Source organism: Phreatobacter sp. (assembly GCF_030691135.1).
Lineage (GTDB): Bacteria > Pseudomonadota > Alphaproteobacteria > Rhizobiales > Phreatobacteraceae > Phreatobacter.
On sequence record NZ_JAUYFA010000058.1, the window covers coordinates 107,244 to 127,750 of the forward strand.

The following is a 20,507-nucleotide window of genomic DNA, read 5'->3' on the forward strand; positions in this document are numbered from 1 at the left end:
CGGAGCCTCAGGAGGCCGCCCGGATGAGCGTCCGGGTTTCTGCCATGGGAAAGCGCAGGGCTTCGGCCAGTTCCGCCATGAGCCGGTCGTACTGCCCTGCGGTCTCGTCGAGGGCGGCGGCGAGCGCGTCGGTCTTCTTGCGCGCCAGGGCGCGGGCAAGGAGGAACTGGAAGGTCTTCATGCCGTTCGCCATCGCCTCGCACGCCGCCACGGCGTCGTCGAGGCCGGCGACACCCTGGCCGCGGAGCCAGGCGAGATGGTCGCCCAGCAAGGCGATATTGGCGCCGAACTGGCGGGCGGTGTTGAAGGCGTAGGGGTGGAACGAACTGGCCGGCTGCGTCGCCAGCCAGTCAAGATGGCGCTGCATCGCCGCGCGATAGGCGAGTACCGGGTTGCGCGCGGGCCGGCGGGCCCAATGCGAGGCGAGGCGTGCCAGTGCGGCATCCTTCAGAGCCCGGCCCGACAAGCCCGGCCCGACAACCTTCACGAATTCCGTATAGGGCGGCAGGAGCGGCGTCGGCACGGCGCCAAAGCCGAGGAGATGCTCGACATCGGCCCCCTCCATCTCGAAATAGCCGGCATTGTGGAAATAGCCGAGGCTCGACGTCGTACGGTCGAAGCTGTTCACCGCGATCGTCGTCTTGGAATGGTCGGTGCGGTAGGTCACGCCTTGGGTGTCGGGCAGGAAATGCGCGTCGACCTCGACCAGCACGATACGGCCGCGGGCGACCTGCTCCTCGAGGTGGTCGACCAGTGGCCGGTAGATCGACAGTTCCTGCAGGTCGAGCCCGAACAGCCCGTCGAGGTCGCCGTTCGGGATCTTGAAGAAGGTGAACTGGTCCCCCTCGAAATCCTGCGCGAGGGTCATGCCGAGAGCTGCCGCCGGCTCGCGGCCGAGCGTGTGCAGGAGCTCGATGAAGAGATCGGTGTGGCAGTTGGTTTCCGGCCAGGCCCGGCCGGCATCATGCAGGCCATGGCGCCGGTAGGTCGCCGCCGAGAGCTGGGGAAAGATCGCTGCCATGGTTCAAATCCCCAGCGACTGGCGCACCGAGGCCGGCCAGCGCTTCACGTTGGTGCCGTAGTGCTTCAGCAGGGCGAGGATGACCCGCTCGTGACCGAAGCCGACGCAGGCCGTATGCGCGACCTCGTCGCCCGCCGTCGTCAGGCCGAAGGTCTTGCCGAAGTGATCCTGGTGGTAGTTGAACGACAGGCAGGCGGTCGGGTTCTCCTCGCTTTCGATGGCGATGAGGAGCTCGAATTTCAGGCGCTGGTCGCGCTGGTTGACGGCGAGCATCTTGCCGGCACGGCCGAAGAAGGGATCGTTGGCGACGTCGACCATGAAGGGCAGGCCGAGTTCGCCGATCATCGCCTGGCCGCGCTCCAGCCAGGCGGCGCGGAACTCGGTGACCTGGTCCGGCGTGCCCATGCGGACGAATTCGCGCATCCGGAAAAACTGCTGGCGCGCCGGGTCCTTCGAGGGCTCGTGGCGGAAGCAGTAGGACATCAGGTCGAAAAGCCGCCCCTCGGCGGGCAGGGTGCCGCGCTTCGCCGCCGTCGGGTAGAGCGGGTAGCAGGCGGCGGGCGTCAGCACGATCTCGCTCGCCTTCTGCCCTTCGGTCCAGTCGCCGCCCTGCTCGATGGTCTGCAGCAGGCTGACATGGTCGGCCGGGTTGCCGCAGAAGCAGTGGACCGTGCCGGCGAGCTGGGGGAAGCTCTTCATGTAGCCGGACTTCTCGAAGATCGAGCGCGACATGGCAGGCGGAAAACGCACCACTTCCGGGTCGTCGGCACCGCCATAGCGGGTGACCAGCGCCTGGAACCCGTCGCCGATGGCCTCGAACAGGCCGGAGCGGCCATAGAGGCCGTCGACGCCGGTATCGATGAGCAGGCCCTGGTCGAAGAGTTCGTCGAGGAACGTCGCGGTCTCGGTCTTGGCGAGCATGTCTCAGTCCTCCAGATCGGTGTCGAGACGCGACATGAGGAGCATGGTCGCGGTGTTGGCGAGGATTCGGTCATTGGCGATCATCAGCGGCGCCGACAGGATGTCGCGCAGCTGGCGGCCGATGGAGAAGGGATTGTCGTTCTTGTAGCCCTGGATGCCGACGATGGTCAGCGCCTCCTGGACGATGGCGACGGCGCGGCGCGAGGCCTCGATCTTCACCGCATTCATGGCGACGGCGAAGGCCATGGAATTGATCGCCGCCTCGTCATGGCGCGCCACCTCGAAGCGGGCGATGCCGTCGCGGACGATGGTCTTCAGAGCCGCGAGTTCAGCGGCCGCGGCGGCGAGACGGGCGGCGCCCGGCGGCACAGCGTTCGGCATGCGGCGAGCGGCGGCGCGCACGCTCGCCTGTGCCTTCGACAGGGCCGAACCGGCGATGCCGAACCACAGCGAGGCCCAGAACAGATGCGAGCTCGCCAGCATGGACTGGGCCGCGATCTCGGCGAAGGGCTTCGGGAAGACCTGCGCGGCCGGCACGGTGGCAGCCAGCTTGAAGCCGTGCGAGGTGGTGCCACGCATGCCGAGCGTGTTCCAGACTGAGGTCTGCTCGAGGCTCGCCTGTGCCTTCTCGATGACGACCATGACCTGGTCGGAGGACGCGGCATCCGGTGCGCGGCGGGCGGTCGCCAGGATTGCGTCGGCATCGAGCCCGTAGGAAATGACGGTCGCGTCCTTCTCCAGCCGCACCATGTCGCCCTCGGGCACGATGGAGCAGATCGAATTGCGCAGGTCGCCGCCGATGCCGCCCTCGGTCGTCGCCGAGCCGAGGAGCAACTGTTCCGCGGCGAGGCGGACCATGAAGTCGCGGTGCCAGTCGCTGTCCAGCCCGTGATGGACCAGGCTCGACGTTTTGATCTGGTGCATGGCGAAGACCATGCCGGACGCCGAACAGGCGGCTCCCAGCGTGGTGCAAACCCGGGCGACGTCGGCGAAATCGGCGCCTTCGCCGCCGAGATGGGTCGGAATCATCATGCCGAGCAGGCGCGCCTCACGCATGGCGGCCACCGCCTCGCGGGGAAAGCGTCCGTCACGGTCGACCGCATCCGCGTGGGATGCCGCCACCTTCGCGACCTGCTTGGCGCGTGCGGTGAAATCGGTGCCCTGCGGCACGCTCCGGGGTTCCGACCTGTCGAGCATGATCAGCCCCCGACATTCTCGGAACGCAGCTCTTCGAGAGCGGCGCGGATCGTGGCGATGGAGGAGAACAGCCGGCGGTTCAGCATCCGCTCGGGGAACTCCACGTCGAACGCCTCTTCGAGCGCCAGCATGAGCTGCACCGATCCGAACGAGGTCATTCCGGCCTCGTAGAGATCGCTCGTGTCGACGAGGTCAGTGACGCCGCCCGGCAGTTCAACCGTCTTGGCGATGATATCTCGGATCTTGACGTTCATTTCGGATCGCTCCTTCGAGCCGATCCCCGTTCCCGGGACCGGTTGTGTTGCATTTGACCGAGGCAATCAACGGATGATTACCGATAGCGTTAACCGCCTTGGTCCTTCCGGATGGGGTTGAAACGGACTGCCCCGCTGCGGGGCTGGTCCGGCGCTGTTTCCCATCGGGACATGACGACGGTGTTGACCGATACGCAGCAAGAACGGCGCCGTTGAGAAAGCGACCGGAATTGATGGAATTCGCCGCTAATGGCGACTTCACGGGCCGGCAGCGAGGTCATTTCGGTTCTGGCGATACGGGTGTTTAACGAAGCCGTAAGGATAGGCTGTGCCAAAACGGTTGCATTGCGGGAGCGCGGCCGGAGAGGGCAGGCGAACGGCGCCCGGTGGCGTGCCGACGCAGACCGCCAAGTCTCGACACGGCAAACCGGCGAGGCCGCAACCGTGAAGTCGGCGGGCGAGAGCCGACCGACAATGCTGACGCGTGGACGCCGGGCTTGGGAAACAGGAGAGGGCAGGGTGGGCCGCGTCCCACGGATGGGGAGCATCGAAGCCGTGACGGCCTTTTGGTAGCGGGAGGCAGAGTCGAACTGCCGACCTCAGGGTTATGAATCCTGCGCTCTCACCAACTGAGCTACCCCGCCCCAAAGGGCATGCGATCCGGCGAACCGTCTCGCGAGAGCGCGGATATAAGGTCCGGGCCGAAGGGGTGTCAAGGTGACCCGGACGGGGTTTTGCCGCCGCGGCGCGCCAGATACCCGTCGAGCCAGACGAGTGTCACGGCCAGGGCCGCGAAGACCGCCGTGACCACGACGGCGTTCTGCAGCACCGTCCGGTAGCCGAACCGCCCGGCATCGAGGAAAGGGTAGGGGTACCAGCCGTCGACGGCCCCGCGGGCCATCGCATAGGCGAAGAAGGTCAGCGGATAGATCAGCCATGCCGGCAGATCGGCGCGTTTCAGGGCACCTCTAGGTGCAAAGCCGAGCCACATCACCAGAGCGAGCGCCGGAACCACGCCGTGGAGCAGGGAATCGGCGACCCTCTGCCAGCCCTCGGGATCCCCGGTCGGCCTCAGCACGAGCCAATAGATCAGCGCCACGACGGTGATGTAGAGCGTCGCGGCGCCGTGGAGCGCCGCCGCGATCGACCGTCCGGCAGCCATGACCGTCATCAGGCAGGCCACGATAATGTTGGTCAGAATGGTGAAGAAGCTGAAATAGTCGAGGATCGCACCGGCGACCGATCCGCCCGCTGCCAGGCTGGCGCCGATGCTGAGGGCGAGTTGCAGGGCGAGGGCGCACCAGCCGAGTGCCGCGGACAGTCCGGCGAGGGCCTGTGCCGGGGTGGCCGAAAGCGTCATGGCCGTCCTCGCATCCGGGGCGACGCCGTCAGGCCGCGGCCTTCTTGAAGCGCACCTGCGTAAACAGCCCGCCGAACCCGGCCGGCTTCTTCTCGACCATCGTCAGGTCCTTCTGACCCATGACGCGGTCGAACGAGAAGTCGGGGTGCCAGCCCAGCTTGTCGCCGAAAGGCGCGGCGGCCTTCTCGATCCAGGCCCGCAGGCCGCCCTCGGCGGCGAAATGGTTGACGAGGATGACCTCGCCGCCGGGCTTGCAGACGCGGTTCAGCTCGGCCATCACGCCTTCCGGATCCGGCACCACGGTGATCAGGTACATCGCGACGACACAGTCGAAGCTGGCATCACCGAAGGCGAGCCTGCCGGCATCCATCTGCAGAATGCCCTCGACATTGGTCAGCCCCTCGTCGACGCGCTTGCGGGCGATGCGCAACATGTCGAAGGACAGGTCGAGCCCGATGACACGGCAGTTCGCGCCATAGTCCGGAAGCGCGATCCCGGTGCCGACGCCGACCTCCAGAATACGCCCGCCGACCCGGGACGCCGCCGCCACCGCAGCCTTGCGGCCGGTCGTGGTGATGCGCCCGAAGATCGGATCGTAGATCGGCGCCCAACGCGCATAGGCCTTCTGGATGGACTGGGCGTCGAGTTCGGCGGCTTGCATGGAAACTCCGGTCAGATCATGGCCTGCAGCGTGGCCTCGTGGCGCCGCGTCTCTGCCGCCGGGCGACGGCGGATGATGCCGCCACCGAGCACCCGCGCCATGCCGCCGGCGCCATCATAGAGCACACAGGCCTGGCCGGGGGCCACGCCGTCCTCGCCGTCGAGGAGTTCGATCTCGACCTCGCCGTCGACCATGCGCAGCCGCGCCGGTCGCGGCGGCCTCGTGGACCGTACCTTGGCGAAACAGGCGACCGTCTCGCCCTCGGCGAGTGCCGCGTCGCCGAGCCAGTTGAAGTCGCGCAGGGTCACGGCATGGATGGCGAGGGCCTCGCGCGGGCCGACGATCACATGCCGTCGTCCTGCATCGAGGCCGACGACATAGAGCGGCTCCTGCGCGGCGATGCCGATGCCGCGCCGCTGGCCCACCGTGAAGCGCATGACGCCCTCGTGGCGGCCGAGCACCCGTCCGTCGACATGGACGATGTCGCCGGATTCCGCCGCCTCGGGCTTCAGCTTCTCGACGATGGACGTGTAGCGCCCGGTGGGCACGAAGCAGATGTCCTGGCTGTCGGCCTTGTCGGCGATGGCCAGACCGAAACGGCGCGCATGCTCGCGGGTTTCGGGTTTGGTCATGGTTCCGAGCGGGAAGCGCAGCAGGTTGAGCTGGTCCGGTGTCGTGGCGAAGAGGAAATAGCTCTGGTCGCGGTCGGCATCGACCGGCTGGTAGAGCGCCCGCCGGCCATGCGCTCCGGGACGGCTCGAGACGTAATGGCCCGTCGCCAGGGCATCGGCGCCGAGATCGCGCGCCGTTTCGAGCAGATCGGTGAACTTCACATGGCGGTTGCAGTCGATGCAGGGGATCGGCGTCTCGCCATCCGCATAGGACTGGGCGAAGCGGTCGATCACCGCCTTCTTGAACCGCTCCTCGTAGTCGAGGACGTAGTGGGGAATGCCGAGGCTCTCGGCGACGCGGCGGGCGTCATGGATGTCCTGGCCGGCGCAGCAGGCACCCTTGCGATGGATCGCCGCGCCATGGTCGTAGAGCTGCAGCGTCACGCCGACGACATCGTAGCCCTGCTCGGCGATTAGGCCGGCGACGACCGAGGAATCGACGCCGCCGGACATGGCGACGACGACGCGGGTCGCGGCGGGGGACTTGTCGATGTCGAGGCTGTTCAGCATCCGGCGGCGGTTCTCGTCTGAACGCGATATATAGGCTGCGCCGCCGCCGCCGCAAAGCATTCGCTCGTGTGCCCAGCCAGATTGATGCAGGGCCAGTTCCAGCGTCTTCGTGGCGGGCGCCCGCGGCGGGGGTCTTGAGCCGGTCACTCCGGCCCGCTAACACCTGCCCATGACCGCCCGCTATGCCCTCTACGCCGCTCCCGCGCCCGATACGCCTCTCTGGCGGTTCGGCTCCGCCGTCATCGGCTATGATGCCGCTGCGGCCATCGAGCGGCCCTTTCCCGAGGGCGCGCCCTTCGACGCGGCCGACTGGCCGGCGATGACCGAGGATCCGCGCCTCTATGGCTTCCACGGCACGTTGAAGGCGCCTTTCGCCCTCGCCGAGGGGGCACGGGAAGCCGATCTCATCGAGGCTGCCATGCTCTTCGCCGAAAGGCGGCAGGCCTTCATGGTCCAGCAGCTGAAAGTCTCGCTCCTCGGCGCCTTCGTCGCGCTCGTCCCGGACGGCAATGCCGAACCGCTTGATGCGCTCGCTGCCGACTGCGTACGCGAGTTCGACGCCTTCCGGGCGCCGCTCACCGATGCCGACCGCGCCCGGCGGATGCGTTCGGCGCTGTCGGATCGGCAGATCGCCCAGCTCGAGGCCTGGGGCTATCCCCATGTCTTCGCCGATTTCCGGTTTCACATGACGCTGACCGGCCGCCTCGAGGAACCACGGCGCGAGCAGGTCGCCGCTGCCCTTGCGGAGCATCATCGTGCCATCGCCGCGCCGCTGGCGGTCGACGCGCTCTGTCTGTTCCGTCAGCGCGACAGGGCCGAGCGGTTCAGCATCCTCGCCCGCTTTCCCTTCGAGGCCTGACGCGGCGGCACCGGCCTGCGCTTGCCTTGGAGATGGCGCTCGCTTAAGCCGCTTGCACGGTGGTTTCGGCCGAGAATCCGCCACGCGCAGACTGCGAGACGACCATGCACGACATTCGCTGGATCAGGGACAATCCGGAGGCCTTCGACGCCGGCCTCGCCGCCCGTGGGCTCGCCGCACTGTCCACCTCCCTGATCGCCCTGGACGACGCCCGGAAAGCGGCGGTCTCGACGCTGCAGGCCGCCCAGGAGCGCCGCAACGCCGCCTCCAAGGAGATCGGTCAGGCCATGGGCCAGAAGGACACGGCCCGCGCCGATGCCCTGAAGGCCGAGGTCGCCGCCTTGAAGGACCGCATGGCGGAGGCCGAGGTTGCGGAAAAGGCGGCCAGCGCCGATCTCACCGCCGCTCTCGAGATCATCCCGAACCTGCCGCTGGCGGACGTGCCCGTCGGTCCGGACGAGACCGCTAATGTCGAGCATCACCGTTTCGGCGCGCGGCGGCAGATCGACAATGCCAGGGAGCATTTCGAACTCGGCGAAGCTCTCGGCCAGATGGATTTCGAGACCGCCGCGAAACTCTCCGGCGCGCGCTTCGTTCTCCTGAAGAAGCACCTGGCGCGCATGGAGCGGGCCCTCGCCCAGTTCATGCTGGACCTGCACACCGACACCCACGGCTATACCGAAATCAATCCGCCGGTCCTGGTGAAGGACGCGGCCGTCTATGGCACCGGCCAGTTGCCGAAGGCAGCGGACGACATGTTCGTCACGCGCGAGGGCCTGTGGCTCACGCCGACCGCCGAGGTGACGCTGACCAACATCGTCGCCCAGGAGATCGTCGCCGAGGACGTGCTGCCGCTGCGGTTGACCGCAGCCACCCAGTGCTTCCGCTCGGAAGCCGGCGCCGCCGGCCGCGACACGCGCGGCATGCTGCGCCAGCACCAGTTCCTGAAGGTGGAACTCGTCTCGATCACCGCGCCGGAACAGGCGATCGACGAGCACGAGCGCATGCTCGCCTGCGCCGAGGAGGTGCTGAAGCGTCTCGACCTGCATTACCGGGTGGTGACCCTCTGCTCCGGCGACATGGGCTTTGCGGCGCGCAAGACCTACGACATCGAGGTCTGGCTGCCGGGCCAGAAGGCCTTCCGCGAGATCTCCTCCTGCTCGGTCTGCGGCGATTTCCAGGCCCGGCGGATGAATGCCCGCTATCGGCCAAAGGCGACCGACAGCAGGCAGCCGGCACCGCAGTTCGTCAACACGCTGAACGGCTCCGGGACGGCTGTCGGCCGGGCGCTGATCGCGGTCATGGAAACCTATCAGCAGGCGGGCGGGGGGATTGCGGTTCCTGCCGTCCTCCAGCCCTATATGGGCGGCCTCACCCTCATCGAGAAAGCCTGATGCGCATCCTGGTCACCAATGACGACGGCATCCACGCTCCCGGCCTTGTCTCTGCCGAGAGGATCGCCCGCACCCTGTCGGACGACGTCTGGGTCGTGGCGCCGGAGACCGACCAGTCCGGTGTCTCGCATTCGCTGTCGCTGAACGATCCCCTGCGCCTGCGCGAGGTCGGCGAGCAACGCTATGCCGTGCGCGGCACGCCCACCGACTGCGTCATCATGGCGGTGAAGCACATCCTGGCGGGGGAGGGGCCCGACCTGGTCATTTCCGGCGTCAACCGTGGCCAGAACGTCGCCGAGGACGTCGGCTATTCCGGGACGATCGCAGGGGCCATGGAAGGGACCATCCTCGGCATTCCCTCGGTCGCGCTGTCCCAGGCCTATGGGCCCGAGAGCCGCAACACCGTCCCGTACGAGACCGCCGAGGCCCATGCGCCCGGCATCATCCGCACCATCCTCGCGGAGGGATTGCGGCCGGGTTCGCTGATCAACGTCAACTTCCCCAACCGCAGTCCCGATCAGGTCCGCGGCATCCAGGTGACGGCCCAGGGCCGGCGCGACCAGGAAATCCTGACCATCGATCCGCGCCACGACGGCCGCGGCAACCCCTATTATTGGATCGCCTTCGTCCGCAACCGCCACCGGATCGAGAACGGCACCGATCTGTGGGCCATGTCCGAGGGTTATGTCTCGGTCACGCCGCTCGAGATCAACATGACCGACGAACCGACGATGACGCGCCTCGCCGCGGTCTTCGCCGGCGATCGCGCTCCCGGCACCTGAGGCCGACGATGAACGCGGCGCCCGGACCGGAGCATTTCCTGGCCGCCGCTGAATTCGTCCTCATGCTGCGCCAGTCCGGCCTGTCGGACCGCCGTGTCCTCAAGGCGATGGAGCAGGTGCCGCGGGTGCCTTTTCTCGACGAGCGCCACTTTTCCCTCGCCGACGAGGATGTCGCCCTGCCGATCGCCATGGGCCAGTCGATCCTGCGTCCGACGCTGCTTGCGACCATGCTCGACGCGCTCGACGTCGCGCCCGACCATCGCGTCCTCCACATCGGCACGGGTTCGGGCTATGCGGCGGCGATCCTCGGCCGGCTTGCCGCCAGCGTCGTCACCGTCGAGCGCTGGCGGACCCTCGCCGACGCGGCCCATCTTCGCCTGCGGGCGCTCGGCTACGACATGGTCGAGACCATCTTCGGCGACGGCTTCGAGGGGCATGCCCAGCGCGCGCCCTTTGACCGGATCATCCTCACCTGCGCCGTGTCCGATCCGCCGCCGCATCTCCTGTCCCAGCTCGCCCCCGACGGCGTGATGGTGGCGCCGCTGACGGCCGGGGTCATCGTCCGGACCGGCAAGGCGGATTCCCAGGCGGCCCGCACCGCCTTCGCGGTCGCCCAGATCGATCCCGCCGTCCATGGCGTGGCGCGCAGGCTCTGATTTTCCGGAAAGTTATCGCGGCCCGACAACCGAACCTTAACCTGAACAGGTCATAAATCAGGGTGTCACTTGTTGCGTACCGCGTGAGAGTAGCCATGCGTCATCGAGCGTTCCCCGGTCTTTCCCGGTTCGTCCTCGTCATCGCGGTTTCCAGCCTCGGTGCTGCCTGCAGCGCGGACGTCGCGCGGTTCGACGAAAACCCCTTCACGTCGCGACAGGTCGCCAGCGCGCCGCCCCGACAGGTCGAGGCCGCGCCCGTCGCGCGGGTCGAATCGCAGCCGCTTCCCGCACGCGACTTCGCCGTCACCGCCCCGCCGTCCGGCAATTCGCAGGGCGGAGCGCCCTTTGGCCAGGGAGCCGATGCGGGGCTGACCACGGGAACCGTGACGCCGCGCCAGCCCTTCGGCTCCGCCAATCCCCCGACGCCGGCAGTCCGGCAGATGGCTGCGGCGCCGACCGCACCCGGCCGTGGCGCCTGGTCGGCGGCCGGCGGTACGACGATCACGGCAGCACCGGGCGACACGCCCGACCTCCTGTCGCGCCGCTACGGCGTTCCCGCCGGCGCCATCGCCCAGGCCAACGGCATCGCCGGCAACCAGCCCTTCTCGGCCGGCCAGAGTGTCGTCATTCCCACCTACTCGATGGCTTCGGCGTCACAGCCCGCTGCCGTTGCGGCGCCTGTGCGCGCATCGACCGACCTCGTGCGTCAGTCTGCGGCGACCGAGCAGCCGCGCCGCGTGCAGACACAGGCGATCAACCTTCCTCCCCAGCGCACTGAAACCGCCGTCGCACCCGCCTCGGGGACACGGTTGAGCTGGCAGTCCGGCTCGCCGCCGGCGGCCGCTGCCCCGGCGCCGGCCTCGCGGCCGTCCGTCGCCCAGCCCGTTTCGACGGTGCGCCCGACCACCAACGCCCGCCCCGGGAGCCATACGGTCACCTCCGGCGAAACCCTCGCCGGTGTCGCGCGCCGCTATGGCGTGACGCGCCAGCAACTGGCCACCGCCAACCGGATCGAAGTGTCGCAGTCGCTGCGGACCGGTCAGGTTCTGCGAGTGCCCGCCGTCACGCAGGTCGCCGTCGCTGCGCCTGCCGCCCAGACATCATCTCCCGCGGCCCCGACTGTTGCACCCACCCCCGCCGCCCGGCGCGAGCAGGCGCAGCGGGCCGTGGCCGAGGCCCAGGCGACGCCCGCTGGTCGGCAGGCCGATCCGCGGCCGACCGCGGCGATCTCTCCGGTTCAGCCGCAGCCTGCGGCTCAGCCGGTAGCGCCGGCTCCCGCACCGATCGTCGCCGAGGCGCCGGCCGCCAGCGAGGCGCCGGCACGTGCCGCTTCCGCCGAGCCGCAGTTCCGCTGGCCCGTGCGTGGCCGTGTCGTCAGCGGCTTCCGGGCCGGATCGAACGACGGCATCAAACTGTCGGTGCCTCAGGGCACGCCGATCAAGGCGGCCGAGGATGGCGTCGTCGCCTATGCTGGCAACGAGCTCCGTGGCTACGGCAACCTTGTCCTGGTGCGCCATGCGAACGGCTTCGTGACCGCCTATGCGCACAATTCGACGATCGCTGTCAGGCGCGGCGAACAGGTCCGGCGCGGCCAGACCATCGCCGCCGCGGGCCAGACCGGCAACGTGTCGTCGCCGCAGCTCCACTTCGAGATCCGCCGCGGAGCGACGCCGGTCGATCCCATGGCCTTCCTCGGAGCCAACTGAGGTTCCTCGCAATTCCCCGGCACGAGGCCGGGGCCGGGTAGTCGATCGGTCCTCTCCTGCGACCTCCAAAGGGACCGGTCTTTTCGGGGCGGCACGGCAGTGTCGCCCCAACCCTTTTCAGAGGCGTCACGCCTCGAGCCGCAGGCCTGATCGTCCCGCATGGTCCTGCACGAACTGCCAGGCCACCCGTCCGGAGCGCGAGCCGCGGGTGGTGGCCCATTCGAGGGCTTCCGCACGCAACTGGTCGGCGTCCGTCGTCAGCCCGAAATGTTCCGCATAGCCCGAGACCATGGCGAGATACTCATCCTGGCTGCATTTGTGGAAACCGAGCCAGAGGCCGAATCGGTCCGACAGCGAGACCTTTTCCTCGACGGCTTCGCCCGGATTGATGGAGGTCGAACGCTCGTTCTCCATCATGTCGCGCGGCAGCAGGTGGCGGCGGTTCGACGTCGCATAGAAGATGACGTTGTCAGGCCGCCCCTCGATGCCGCCTTCGAGCACCGCCTTCAGCGACTTGTAGGACGTATCGTCGTGGTCGAAGGACAGGTCGTCGCAGAAGACGATGAAGCGGTAGGTGCTGCCGCGCACCATGGCCATCAGTTGCGGCAGGCTCTCGATATCCTCGCGGTGAATCTCGACGAGTTTCAGGATGGCGCTGTGCCCGGCCTTCGCCAGGTCGGCGTTGACGGTCGCGTGCGCTGCCTTGACCAGTGACGACTTGCCCATGCCGCGGGCTCCCCAGAGCAGGGCGTTGTTGGCCGGCAAGCCTTCGGTGAAGCGGCGGGTGTTCTCGATCAGCGTGTCGCGTGCCCGGTCGATGCCGCGCAACAGCACCATCTCGACGCGGTTCACCCGCGCCACCGGATCGAGCCGGGGACCGAGCGGGTTCCACACGAAGGCGTCGGCCGCCGTGAGGTCAGCGGCCTTCGCGGCGGGCGGTGCGAGCCGCTCCAGCGCGGCTGCGATCCGGTGCAGCGCATCGAGGGTAAGAGGATCGGACAACGGCGTTTCTCCGGCGTGATTTTCCGTCCCATGCACCAGCCCCGCACATGAGGCAATGAGACCACTGGAAAGAAAGTCACGCAGGGCTTACATGGCTGCTCGCCCTCAGGTCGTGGCTCGCGCGACGGCGTCGTTGCAATCGACGCCTTGCTGGCTATAGTCCGCGCCAAAATCCCGTCCCGTCGCGCTTCCGCGGTCGGAACTCCCCAAGAGGATCTCTCATGTTCATCACCCCGGCCTACGCTCAGACCGGTGCGGGCGGCACCAACGACATCCTGATGTCGATGCTGCCCTTCATTCTGATCTTCATCATCATGTATTTCCTGATTCTGCGCCCCCAGCAGCGCAAGGTGAAGACGCACCAGGAAATGATCGGGAACCTGCGCCGCGGCGACCAGGTGACGCTGTCAGGGGGAGTGATCGGTCGCATCACCAAGGTGATCGACGATACGACCATCGAGCTTGAGATAGCTGATAATGTGCGGATTCGCGCTGCCAAGCAGTTCGTCTCCGACCTCCGCTCCAAGAGCGAACCCGCCGACGAGAAGTGACGCATCAGGCCGCGCCAGCGGCCGGCCTCCGAGGATAACTGACCGATGCTGAGCTTCACGCGCTGGAAGGCGACACTGATTCTGATGGCCGTGTTCGCCACCATGCTGCTGGCGGTGCCGAACGTCATGCCGCAATCCTGGGTGGACAAGCTCCCGCGGGCTCTGCGCACGCACATGACGCTGGGCCTGGACCTCCAGGGCGGCGTCCATCTGATGCTGCAGGTCGATTCGGACGAGGTTCGCCGCTCCATGCTGGAGAACCTGCGCGACGATGTGCGCCGCGTGCTCCGCGACTCACGTCTGCAGGTTCAGAACCTCGGTTTCCAGGGCAATTCCGTTGTGGTTCGCCTGCGCGAGGGCCAGAACAACGAGCTCGCCCTGACCGAGTTGCGGAAGCTCCCGCAGTTGATCGGTGGCGCGTTCTCGACCTCCGGCCAGTATGATTTCGAGGTCTCCCGTCAGGGCGACAGTTTTGTGGTCGCGGCGACCGATGCCGGTACGCGCGACAAGATTTCGCGCGCCGTCACTCAATCCATCGAGGTGGTGCGCCGGCGCATCGACCAGCTCGGCACCACCGAACCGGTCATCCAGCGCCAGGGCATCGACCGGATCCTGTTGCAGGTTCCCGGCGAGCGCGACCCGCAGCGGCTGAAGGCCATCATTGGCCAGACCGCCAAGCTCGAATTCCGCATGGTCGATCAGTCTGTCACGCCGGAGCAGGCGCTTGCCGGGCGCCCCCCGGCCGACAGCGTCATCCTCTACGAGGAGGTCAAGGAAGGGAACCGCGTCGTCCAGCAGGTTCCCTATGTCATCCAGCGGCGTATCATCGTCTCGGGTGAGGAGCTCGTGGATGCGCAGGCCGCCTTCAACGCCCAGCAGGCCGAATGGGTGGTGAACTTCCGCTTCAATTCCTCCGGCGGCCGCAAATTCGCCCAGGCGACCACCGAGAACGTCAACCGGCCCTTCGCCATCATCCTCGACAACAAGGTCGTTTCGGCACCCGTAATCCGCGAGCCGATTCTCGGCGGCTCCGGCCAGATTTCCGGCCGGTTCACGGCTGAGAGTTCGGCCAATCTGGCCCTGCTGCTGCGCGCCGGTGCGCTGCCCGCGCCGCTCACTGTCGTGGAGGAACGCACCGTCGGCGCGTCCCTCGGCCAGGATTCCATTACATCGGGCACACAGGCCGCCATCATCGGCTCGATCTTCGTGCTGATCTATATCTTCGCGACCTACGGCCTCTTCGGCCTGTTCGCCAACCTCGCGGTCATCGTCAACGTGGTGATGATGTTCGGGCTCCTCAGCCTGCTCGGCGCGACGCTGACGCTGCCGGGGATCGCCGGCATCGTGCTGACCGTGGGCATGGCGGTGGATTCGAACGTGCTCATCTTCGAACGCATCCGCGAGGAGGTGCGTTCGGGCCGCAGTGTCATCGCCTCCATCGACGGCGGTTTCACCAAGGCGATGGGCACGATCATGGACGCCAACATCACGCAGTTGCTGACCTCCATCATCCTGTTCTATCTCGGGACGGGTCCGGTGAAGGGATTTGCGCTGACCCTCGGCCTCGGCATCATCACCACGATGTTTACCGCCATCACCTTCACACGCTATCTGGTCGTCATCTGGCTGCGCGTGTTCAAGCCGGCACGGATTCCGATGTGATCCGGGCGACTGGGAGAGTTCCGCCGTGCGCCTGCTGAGACTGATTCCGGACGATACTTCCGTCCCATTCATGAAATTTCGGCCGTTCGCCTTTGGGCTGTCGGCCCTGATCTCGATCGCCACCATCATCGGCTTTCTGACCATCGGTCTGAATATCGGCATCGACTTCAAGGGCGGCACGCTGGTCGAACTTCAGACCAAACAGGGCAATGCCAACATTTCCGAGCTGCGCACCCGGCTGCAGGGCGCCAATGTCGGTGATGTCCAGTTGCAGGAGTTCGGCGGCCCCAATCTCGTGATGCTGCGCTACGGCGAACAGCCCGGCGGCGAGCCCGGCCAACAGGCGGCTCTACGGCGCGTGCGTGCGCTGATCGACGCCGATTTCGAGGTGCGGCGCACCGAGGTGGTGGGTCCGACCGTCTCCGCCGAGCTGGTGCAGATGTCCGTCGTCGGCGTCATCCTCTCCATCCTCGCGGTGCTGATCTATCTCTGGATCCGGTTCGAATGGCAGTTCGCCGTCGGTGCCATGATCGCGACGCTGCACGACGTCATGGCGATCATCGCGTTCTATGTCTTCACCCAAGCCGACTTCGACATCACATCGATCGCCTCCGTCCTGACCATCATCGGCTATTCCCTCAACGACACGGTCGTCGTCTTCGACCGCATCCGGGAGATGATGCGAAAACACAAACGGATGCCCGTCGCCGAACTGCTCGACATCGCGATCAATTCCACCCTGTCGCGCACCACCATCACCGCGACGACGACCTTCCTCGCACTGCTCGGCCTGTTCTTCTTCGGCGGCGAGGTCATCCAGGGCTTCACCGCCTCGATGCTGGTCGGCGTCATCGTCGGCACCTATTCGTCGATCTTCATCGCCGCGCCGATTCTGATCTATCTCGGCCTGCGCGAGGGCGGCTTCGGCGCCGTCCGTTCCGACGCCGGCGAGGATGGTGACGGCGCGTCGGGCAAGGCCAAGGTGTGACGTGCCGCGAGGAGAACCGCTTCAGGTTCTGCACGAGGGTTTCGTTCCCGGACGCTTCGCCATCGACGCCTATGGGCGTGGCGGCTTCCGCTTCGCCGAGATGAGCCACCGCGGCTCGATCCTCGCCCTGCCGTCGGGCGTCCACGCCTGGCCGGTCGAGGAGGGCGCGGGCTTCAAACCCGCCGACTTCGCAACGGTTGTCGCCGAGCGCGACGCCATCGACGTGCTGCTGCTCGGCACGGGGGCAGAGCCGAGGGCGATCGACGATGCCATTCGCTGGGTGCTTCGCGAAGCGGGGATCGGGCTGGACGTGATGCCGACGGGCGCCGCCGCGCGCACCTACAACATCATGCTGGGCGAGAACCGCCGCGTGGCCGCCGCCCTGATCGCAGTCGGGTGACGGGAAAGCCGATGGCGACGCTCCCGCCCGCCGCGGCGCTCGCCGCCTCCTATGCCCATTGCGACGACATGGTGCGGCAGGGCGACAAGGATCGCTGGCTCGCCGCCCTCTTCGCGCCCGCCGACAGACGCGCCGATCTCATGGCGCTCCATGCGTTCAATCTCGAGATCGCCTCGGTCCGAGAACGTGTCTCGGACCCCTTGCCCGGCGAGGTGCGGCTGCAATGGTGGCGGGACGTGCTGACCGGCGAGGGCAGGGGCGACGTCATGGCCCATCCCGTGGCGGGCGCGCTGCTCGACGTCGTCGGCCGCCACAATCTCCCGATCAAGCCCCTGATCGACCTGATCGATGCGCGGGTCTTCGATCTCTACGACGATCCGATGCCGTCGACGGCCGATCTGGAGGGCTATTGCGGCGAGACCAGTGCCGCGCTGATGCAGATGGCGGCGTTGATCCTCGCGGAGGGCGACGATCCCCGCACCGCCGATCTCGCCGGCCATGCCGGCATGGCCTATGCCGTTACCGGTCTCGTGCGGTCATTCGCCCTGCATGCGTCGCGAGGCCAGGTCTTCGTCCCCGCCGAACTGCTGGCCGCCGAGGGGCTGGGCCGCGACGATGTCGTGACGGGCAGGGACTCGCCTGCCATGCGGCGCGCGCGGCAGGGGATGATCGCCCTGGCGCGCCGGCACCAGCAGGCAGCGGAGGCTTTGATCCGAACCGCCGACCGGCGGACCCGGGCGGCCTTCGTGCCGCTGGCGACGGTCCTGCCGCGCCTCAGGCGTCTGGAACGCCACGAAGAGCCCTTCGCGCCGCCCCCGGAAGTGCCCCAGTGGCGGTTGCAATGGGCGATGTGGCGCTGGTCGGGGCGCTTCGGGCGCGGCTGAAGGGCTCAGCGGCCGTCGGCGACCTGACGGGCGATGTACTCGATCTCGCCGCGCTGGAAGCCGAGGTCGGCGAGGGCACGGTCGTCGAGCTGCGTCAGTTCCTCGCGGGTGCGCAGATAGACGAGCTGAGCCTTGATACGGGCGACGAGGGCGTTGAAAAGATACAGCATGACACGAATTCCTGAGGCTGACGGGGCGGTTCCGCCCGCGTCCATTGCCCGTTAGATAGTCATTATGCTGCACCTGCGAGATGAGAAATTGTGCACCGCAGCTATGCGATAGGCACATGTGATCATTAACGAAGTGCGATCAGGCGAGGAGCCGGGCGGCAAAGAACACGGCGGCGCCCGCCGTCAGGGCGACGGCGGACGCCCCGGCGAACATGCCGCCGAAGCGCCATGCGCCGAGCATCAGCGCGTAGCCGGCCTTCGCGACCGTGTTGCTGGTCACCGCGACGATCATCGCGATCGACGCGACCTCCGCGGACAGGCCGTTGCCGAACAGGCCGGCGACCGTGATCACCGGCGCGTCCACGTCGGCGAGGCCGGTGATCGCGGACACGGCGATGGCGCCGGCGTCACCGAACCAGGCGGCCGCGGCGCGGGTCGCGAAGGCGATCGCCGTCAGCAGGATCGCCATCTGGAGCACCTGTTTCAGGTCGAACGGATTGGCCGATTCGGTCGCGACATGGCCCTCGTCATCGCGCCGCGCCAGCCAGAAGGCCGCCGCTGCCATGACGAGTCCCGTAGCGGCGAGCGGGGGGGCGACGGTCGGCAGGAGTGCTGGCGCCAGCACGAGCACGAGCAGGGCGGTGCGCCCGTAGGAGACGACCCCGGCACCGAGCGCACCGGCGACGAGCCGGTCGGTTTCACCGGCCTCGATCGAACGGCGGGCATTGGTGACGGTCGTGGCCGTGGACGACAGGAGACCTCCGACGGCGCCGGCCACGAGCTCACCGTTGCGCTCGCCGAGCAGCTTCACCGCGACGTAACCGGCGAAGGAAATGGCCGCGACGAGGATGGCCAGGGTCCAGATCCGCGCCGGTGAAACGCCCCCGAACGGCCCGACATTGTCGGTCGGCACGAGCGGCAGGACGACGAAGGTCATGGCGAGCAGCACGATCGCCGAGCGCAGTTCGGCGGAAGTCAGCGCCTCGACGAAACGATGCAGCGCCTCGCGTGCCGCGAGGATCGCGACCAGTACGACACCGGCGGCGCCGGCGAGGCGCATGTCTCCGAGCACCGCCAGGCTGCCGAGGGCGAAGGTCACCATGCCGACGACGGCGGAGGTGACGCTGTAGGAATTCTCGCTCCTGTGTTCCTGATACTGGAAGAACGAGAAGACGGCGGCGAAAGCCACGAACACCCCGACGACGACGATGCCGCCGGGCCCTCCGCCGGTCCCCCGGAGGGCGAATTCGAGCGCTCCGGCGATGCCGCCGAGCATGCCGACGAGCGTATAGGTCCGCAGGCCGGCCGTGCGCTGGCCGTCGTCCTCACCGCGCTCGCGCCAGTGACGTTCGGCTCCGACCAGCGCGCCGACGGCCAGGGCGACGCCGAGCCGCTGCGCGAGTTCCAGTTCCGTCATGGTCGTCCAATGCCCCCTCCCGCACCTGCCGGGTTGGCACGGCGCGGCACCTATTCGGCTGCTTCGCTCTTGATCTTCAGCGGCCTGCGGGCGAGCACCTCGGAGAGGAACCTGCCGGTGTGACTACGCTTTTCCCGGGCGATAAGTTCCGGCGGGCCTTCGGCGACCACCTCGCCGCCGCCGTCTCCGCCCTCCGGACCGAGGTCGATGACCCAGTCGGCGGTCTTGATGACCTCGAGATTGTGCTCGATGACGATGACCGAATTGCCCTGGTTGACCAGTTCGTGCAGCACTTCGAGCAGCTTGGCGACGTCGTGGAAATGCAGACCGGTTGTCGGTTCGTCGAGAATGTAGAGCGTGCGACCCGTCGAGCGGCGCGACAGTTCCTTCGACAGCTTGACCCGCTGCGCCTCGCCGCCGGACAGCGTGTTCGCCTGCTGTCCGACATGGATATAGCCGAGGCCGACCTCCGACAGGGTCCTGAGGATGTCGCGGACGCGCGGCACCGCCTTGAAGAAATCGACGCCCTCGTCGACGGTCATGTCGAGCACGTCGGCGATCGACTTGCCCTTGAAGACGACCTCCAGGGTCTCGCGGTTGTAGCGCTTGCCCTTGCACACGTCGCAGGTGACATAGACGTCGGGCAGGAAGTGCATCTCGATCTTGATGACGCCGTCGCCCTGGCAGGCCTCGCAGCGTCCGCCCTTGACGTTGAAGGAGAAGCGACCGGGCTCATAGCCGCGCGCCTTTGCTTCCGGCAGGCCGGCGAACCATTCGCGGATCGGCGTGAAGGCACCGGTATAGGTGGCCGGGTTCGACCGCGGCGTGCGGCCGATCGGCGACTGGTCGATGTCGATGACCTTGTCGAGATGCTCGATGCCCTCGATCCGGTCATGCGGGGCAGGGGCCTCGCTCGCCCCGTTCAGCTTGCGCGCCACCGCATGATAGAGCGTGTCGATCAGCAGGGTCGACTTGCCCCCGCCGGAAACCCCGGTGATGCAGGTGAAGAGCCCGAGCGGAATGTCGACCGTGACGTTCTTGAGGTTGTTGCCGCGCGCCCCGACGATCTTCAGCGCGCGCCCCTTCTGCGGCTTGCGGCGCTTCGGCAACGGGACGCCCATCTCGCCGGTGAGATACTTGCCGGTCAACGACGCCGGATTGGCCATGATCTGGGCCGGCGTTCCCTCGGCCACGATCCGCCCGCCATGGATGCCGGCGCCCGGGCCGACATCGACCACGTGATCGGCCTGCAGGATGGCGTCCTCGTCATGCTCGACGACGATGACCGTGTTGCCGAGGTCGCGCAGCCGCTTCAGCGTGCCGAGCAGGCGCTCGTTGTCGCGCTGGTGCAGGCCGATCGACGGCTCGTCCAGCACATAGAGGACTCCGGTCAGGCCGGAGCCGATCTGGGAGGCCAGGCGGATGCGCTGGCTCTCGCCGC

21 protein-coding genes and 1 tRNA gene are annotated in these 20,507 nt (G+C 67.5%); 10 read left to right on the forward strand and 12 right to left on the reverse strand.

The features are described from left to right. Positions 1–7: 7 nt before the first annotated feature. From Q8O26_RS10405 to mnmA, 8 genes are all read right to left on the reverse strand, one after another. Entirely contained in the window at positions 8–1,021 is a 1,014-nt protein-coding gene (locus Q8O26_RS10405; RefSeq protein ID WP_305575447.1) for a DUF1839 family protein, read from the reverse strand. 3 nt (positions 1,022–1,024) lie between these two features. Further along, entirely contained in the window at positions 1,025–1,942 is a 918-nt protein-coding gene (locus Q8O26_RS10410) for an amino acid--[acyl-carrier-protein] ligase (protein WP_305575448.1), read from the reverse strand. Between the two features lie 3 nt (positions 1,943–1,945). After that, positions 1,946–3,139, reverse strand: a complete 1,194-nt coding sequence (locus tag Q8O26_RS10415) for an acyl-CoA dehydrogenase family protein (RefSeq protein WP_305575449.1) — start codon at positions 3,137–3,139, stop codon at positions 1,946–1,948. A 2-nt stretch (positions 3,140–3,141) separates the two neighbouring features. Further along, entirely contained in the window at positions 3,142–3,393 is a 252-nt protein-coding gene (locus Q8O26_RS10420) for an acyl carrier protein (RefSeq protein ID WP_305575450.1), read from the reverse strand. Between the two features lie 567 nt (positions 3,394–3,960). After that, positions 3,961–4,037: transfer RNA gene (locus tag Q8O26_RS10425), tRNA-Met, on the reverse strand. 68 nt (positions 4,038–4,105) lie between these two features. Then, entirely contained in the window at positions 4,106–4,753 is a 648-nt protein-coding gene (locus Q8O26_RS10430) for a Pr6Pr family membrane protein (RefSeq protein WP_305575451.1), read from the reverse strand. A gap of 28 nt (positions 4,754–4,781) precedes the next feature. After that, complete coding sequence (locus Q8O26_RS10435; protein WP_305575452.1) at positions 4,782–5,414, reverse strand: class I SAM-dependent methyltransferase; 633 nt, start codon at positions 5,412–5,414, stop codon at positions 4,782–4,784. An 11-nt stretch (positions 5,415–5,425) separates the two neighbouring features. Beyond that, complete coding sequence (gene mnmA, locus Q8O26_RS10440) at positions 5,426–6,595, reverse strand: tRNA 2-thiouridine(34) synthase MnmA (RefSeq protein ID WP_305575453.1); 1,170 nt, start codon at positions 6,593–6,595, stop codon at positions 5,426–5,428. Positions 6,596–6,764: 169 nt separating this feature from the next. Here mnmA and Q8O26_RS10445 point away from each other — a divergent pair, with 169 nt between their 5' ends. From Q8O26_RS10445 to Q8O26_RS10465, 5 genes are all read left to right on the forward strand, one after another. Then, positions 6,765–7,454 carry a DUF1045 domain-containing protein gene (locus Q8O26_RS10445; RefSeq protein ID WP_305575454.1) on the forward strand — a complete coding sequence of 230 codons (690 nt, stop codon included), beginning with the start codon at positions 6,765–6,767 and terminating at the stop codon, positions 7,452–7,454. A gap of 104 nt (positions 7,455–7,558) precedes the next feature. Further along, on the forward strand, positions 7,559–8,848 hold the full coding sequence (gene serS / locus Q8O26_RS10450) for a serine--tRNA ligase (RefSeq protein WP_305575455.1): 1,290 nt from the start codon (positions 7,559–7,561) through the stop codon (positions 8,846–8,848). Then, a complete protein-coding gene (gene surE / locus Q8O26_RS10455) occupies positions 8,848–9,630 on the forward strand; it encodes a 5'/3'-nucleotidase SurE (RefSeq protein WP_305575456.1) in 783 nt (260 codons plus the stop codon). The genes serS and surE overlap by 1 nt, the downstream gene beginning before the upstream one ends. Before the next feature lie 8 nt (positions 9,631–9,638). After that, positions 9,639–10,286, forward strand: a complete 648-nt coding sequence (locus Q8O26_RS10460; RefSeq protein WP_305575457.1) for a protein-L-isoaspartate O-methyltransferase — start codon at positions 9,639–9,641, stop codon at positions 10,284–10,286. 95 nt (positions 10,287–10,381) lie between these two features. Further along, positions 10,382–11,992, forward strand: coding sequence for a peptidoglycan DD-metalloendopeptidase family protein (locus tag Q8O26_RS10465; RefSeq protein ID WP_305575458.1), 1,611 nt, complete (start codon positions 10,382–10,384; stop codon positions 11,990–11,992). A gap of 126 nt (positions 11,993–12,118) precedes the next feature. On the opposite strand, the gene Q8O26_RS10470 is transcribed toward Q8O26_RS10465, so the two are convergent. Continuing rightward, on the reverse strand, positions 12,119–12,994 hold the full coding sequence (locus Q8O26_RS10470) for an ATP-binding protein (RefSeq protein ID WP_305575459.1): 876 nt from the start codon (positions 12,992–12,994) through the stop codon (positions 12,119–12,121). 221 nt (positions 12,995–13,215) lie between these two features. On the opposite strand from Q8O26_RS10470, the gene yajC reads away from it, so the two are divergent. From yajC to Q8O26_RS10495, 5 genes are all read left to right on the forward strand, one after another. After that, a complete protein-coding gene (gene yajC / locus Q8O26_RS10475; RefSeq protein ID WP_305575460.1) occupies positions 13,216–13,545 on the forward strand; it encodes a preprotein translocase subunit YajC in 330 nt (109 codons plus the stop codon). Positions 13,546–13,590: 45 nt separating this feature from the next. Then, entirely contained in the window at positions 13,591–15,207 is a 1,617-nt protein-coding gene (gene secD / locus Q8O26_RS10480; protein WP_305575461.1) for a protein translocase subunit SecD, read from the forward strand. 70 nt (positions 15,208–15,277) lie between these two features. Beyond that, on the forward strand, positions 15,278–16,195 hold the full coding sequence (secF, locus tag Q8O26_RS10485) for a protein translocase subunit SecF (protein ID WP_305575462.1): 918 nt from the start codon (positions 15,278–15,280) through the stop codon (positions 16,193–16,195). Position 16,196: 1 nt separating this feature from the next. After that, positions 16,197–16,595 (forward strand): Mth938-like domain-containing protein, encoded by a 399-nt coding sequence (locus tag Q8O26_RS10490; protein ID WP_305575463.1) that lies wholly within the window; start codon positions 16,197–16,199, stop codon positions 16,593–16,595. A gap of 11 nt (positions 16,596–16,606) precedes the next feature. Continuing rightward, positions 16,607–17,479 carry a phytoene/squalene synthase family protein gene (locus Q8O26_RS10495; protein ID WP_305575464.1) on the forward strand — a complete coding sequence of 291 codons (873 nt, stop codon included), beginning with the start codon at positions 16,607–16,609 and terminating at the stop codon, positions 17,477–17,479. A gap of 5 nt (positions 17,480–17,484) precedes the next feature. Here the strand turns inward: Q8O26_RS10495 and Q8O26_RS10500 are convergent, their stop codons facing one another. From Q8O26_RS10500 to uvrA, 3 genes are all read right to left on the reverse strand, one after another. Next, positions 17,485–17,649 carry a DUF1127 domain-containing protein gene (locus Q8O26_RS10500; RefSeq protein ID WP_305575465.1) on the reverse strand — a complete coding sequence of 55 codons (165 nt, stop codon included), beginning with the start codon at positions 17,647–17,649 and terminating at the stop codon, positions 17,485–17,487. A gap of 139 nt (positions 17,650–17,788) precedes the next feature. Then, positions 17,789–19,066: a DUF4010 domain-containing protein gene (locus tag Q8O26_RS10505; RefSeq protein WP_305575466.1), complete on the reverse strand. Its 1,278-nt coding sequence runs from the start codon at positions 19,064–19,066 to the stop codon at positions 17,789–17,791. A gap of 50 nt (positions 19,067–19,116) precedes the next feature. After that, positions 19,117–20,507 (reverse strand): excinuclease ABC subunit UvrA (uvrA, locus tag Q8O26_RS10510; RefSeq protein ID WP_305575467.1); only part of this gene is annotated, 1,391 nt, incomplete at its 5' end.

Excerpts from the sequence above, each read along its gene's own strand:
- Q8O26_RS10405 (WP_305575447.1), bottom strand. The coding sequence starts at position 1,021 with ATGGCAGCGATCTTTCCCCAGCTCTCGGCGGCGACCTACCGGCGCCAT.
- Q8O26_RS10410 (WP_305575448.1), bottom strand. The coding sequence starts at position 1,942 with ATGCTCGCCAAGACCGAGACCGCGACGTTCCTCGACGAACTCTTCGAC.
- Q8O26_RS10415 (WP_305575449.1), bottom strand. The coding sequence starts at position 3,139 with ATGCTCGACAGGTCGGAACCCCGGAGCGTGCCGCAGGGCACCGATTTC.
- Q8O26_RS10420 (WP_305575450.1), bottom strand. The coding sequence starts at position 3,393 with ATGAACGTCAAGATCCGAGATATCATCGCCAAGACGGTTGAACTGCCG.
- Q8O26_RS10430 (WP_305575451.1), bottom strand. The coding sequence starts at position 4,753 with ATGACGCTTTCGGCCACCCCGGCACAGGCCCTCGCCGGACTGTCCGCG.
- Q8O26_RS10435 (WP_305575452.1), bottom strand. The coding sequence starts at position 5,414 with ATGCAAGCCGCCGAACTCGACGCCCAGTCCATCCAGAAGGCCTATGCG.
- mnmA (WP_305575453.1), bottom strand. The coding sequence starts at position 6,595 with ATGCTGAACAGCCTCGACATCGACAAGTCCCCCGCCGCGACCCGCGTC.
- Q8O26_RS10445 (WP_305575454.1), top strand. The coding sequence starts at position 6,765 with ATGACCGCCCGCTATGCCCTCTACGCCGCTCCCGCGCCCGATACGCCT.
- serS (WP_305575455.1), top strand. The coding sequence starts at position 7,559 with ATGCACGACATTCGCTGGATCAGGGACAATCCGGAGGCCTTCGACGCC.
- surE (WP_305575456.1), top strand. The coding sequence starts at position 8,848 with ATGCGCATCCTGGTCACCAATGACGACGGCATCCACGCTCCCGGCCTT.
- Q8O26_RS10460 (WP_305575457.1), top strand. The coding sequence starts at position 9,639 with ATGAACGCGGCGCCCGGACCGGAGCATTTCCTGGCCGCCGCTGAATTC.
- Q8O26_RS10465 (WP_305575458.1), top strand. The coding sequence starts at position 10,382 with ATGCGTCATCGAGCGTTCCCCGGTCTTTCCCGGTTCGTCCTCGTCATC.
- yajC (WP_305575460.1), top strand. The coding sequence starts at position 13,216 with ATGTTCATCACCCCGGCCTACGCTCAGACCGGTGCGGGCGGCACCAAC.
- secD (WP_305575461.1), top strand. The coding sequence starts at position 13,591 with ATGCTGAGCTTCACGCGCTGGAAGGCGACACTGATTCTGATGGCCGTG.
- secF (WP_305575462.1), top strand. The coding sequence starts at position 15,278 with ATGAAATTTCGGCCGTTCGCCTTTGGGCTGTCGGCCCTGATCTCGATC.
- Q8O26_RS10495 (WP_305575464.1), top strand. The coding sequence starts at position 16,607 with ATGGCGACGCTCCCGCCCGCCGCGGCGCTCGCCGCCTCCTATGCCCAT.
- Q8O26_RS10500 (WP_305575465.1), bottom strand. The coding sequence starts at position 17,649 with ATGCTGTATCTTTTCAACGCCCTCGTCGCCCGTATCAAGGCTCAGCTC.
- Q8O26_RS10505 (WP_305575466.1), bottom strand. The coding sequence starts at position 19,066 with ATGACGGAACTGGAACTCGCGCAGCGGCTCGGCGTCGCCCTGGCCGTC.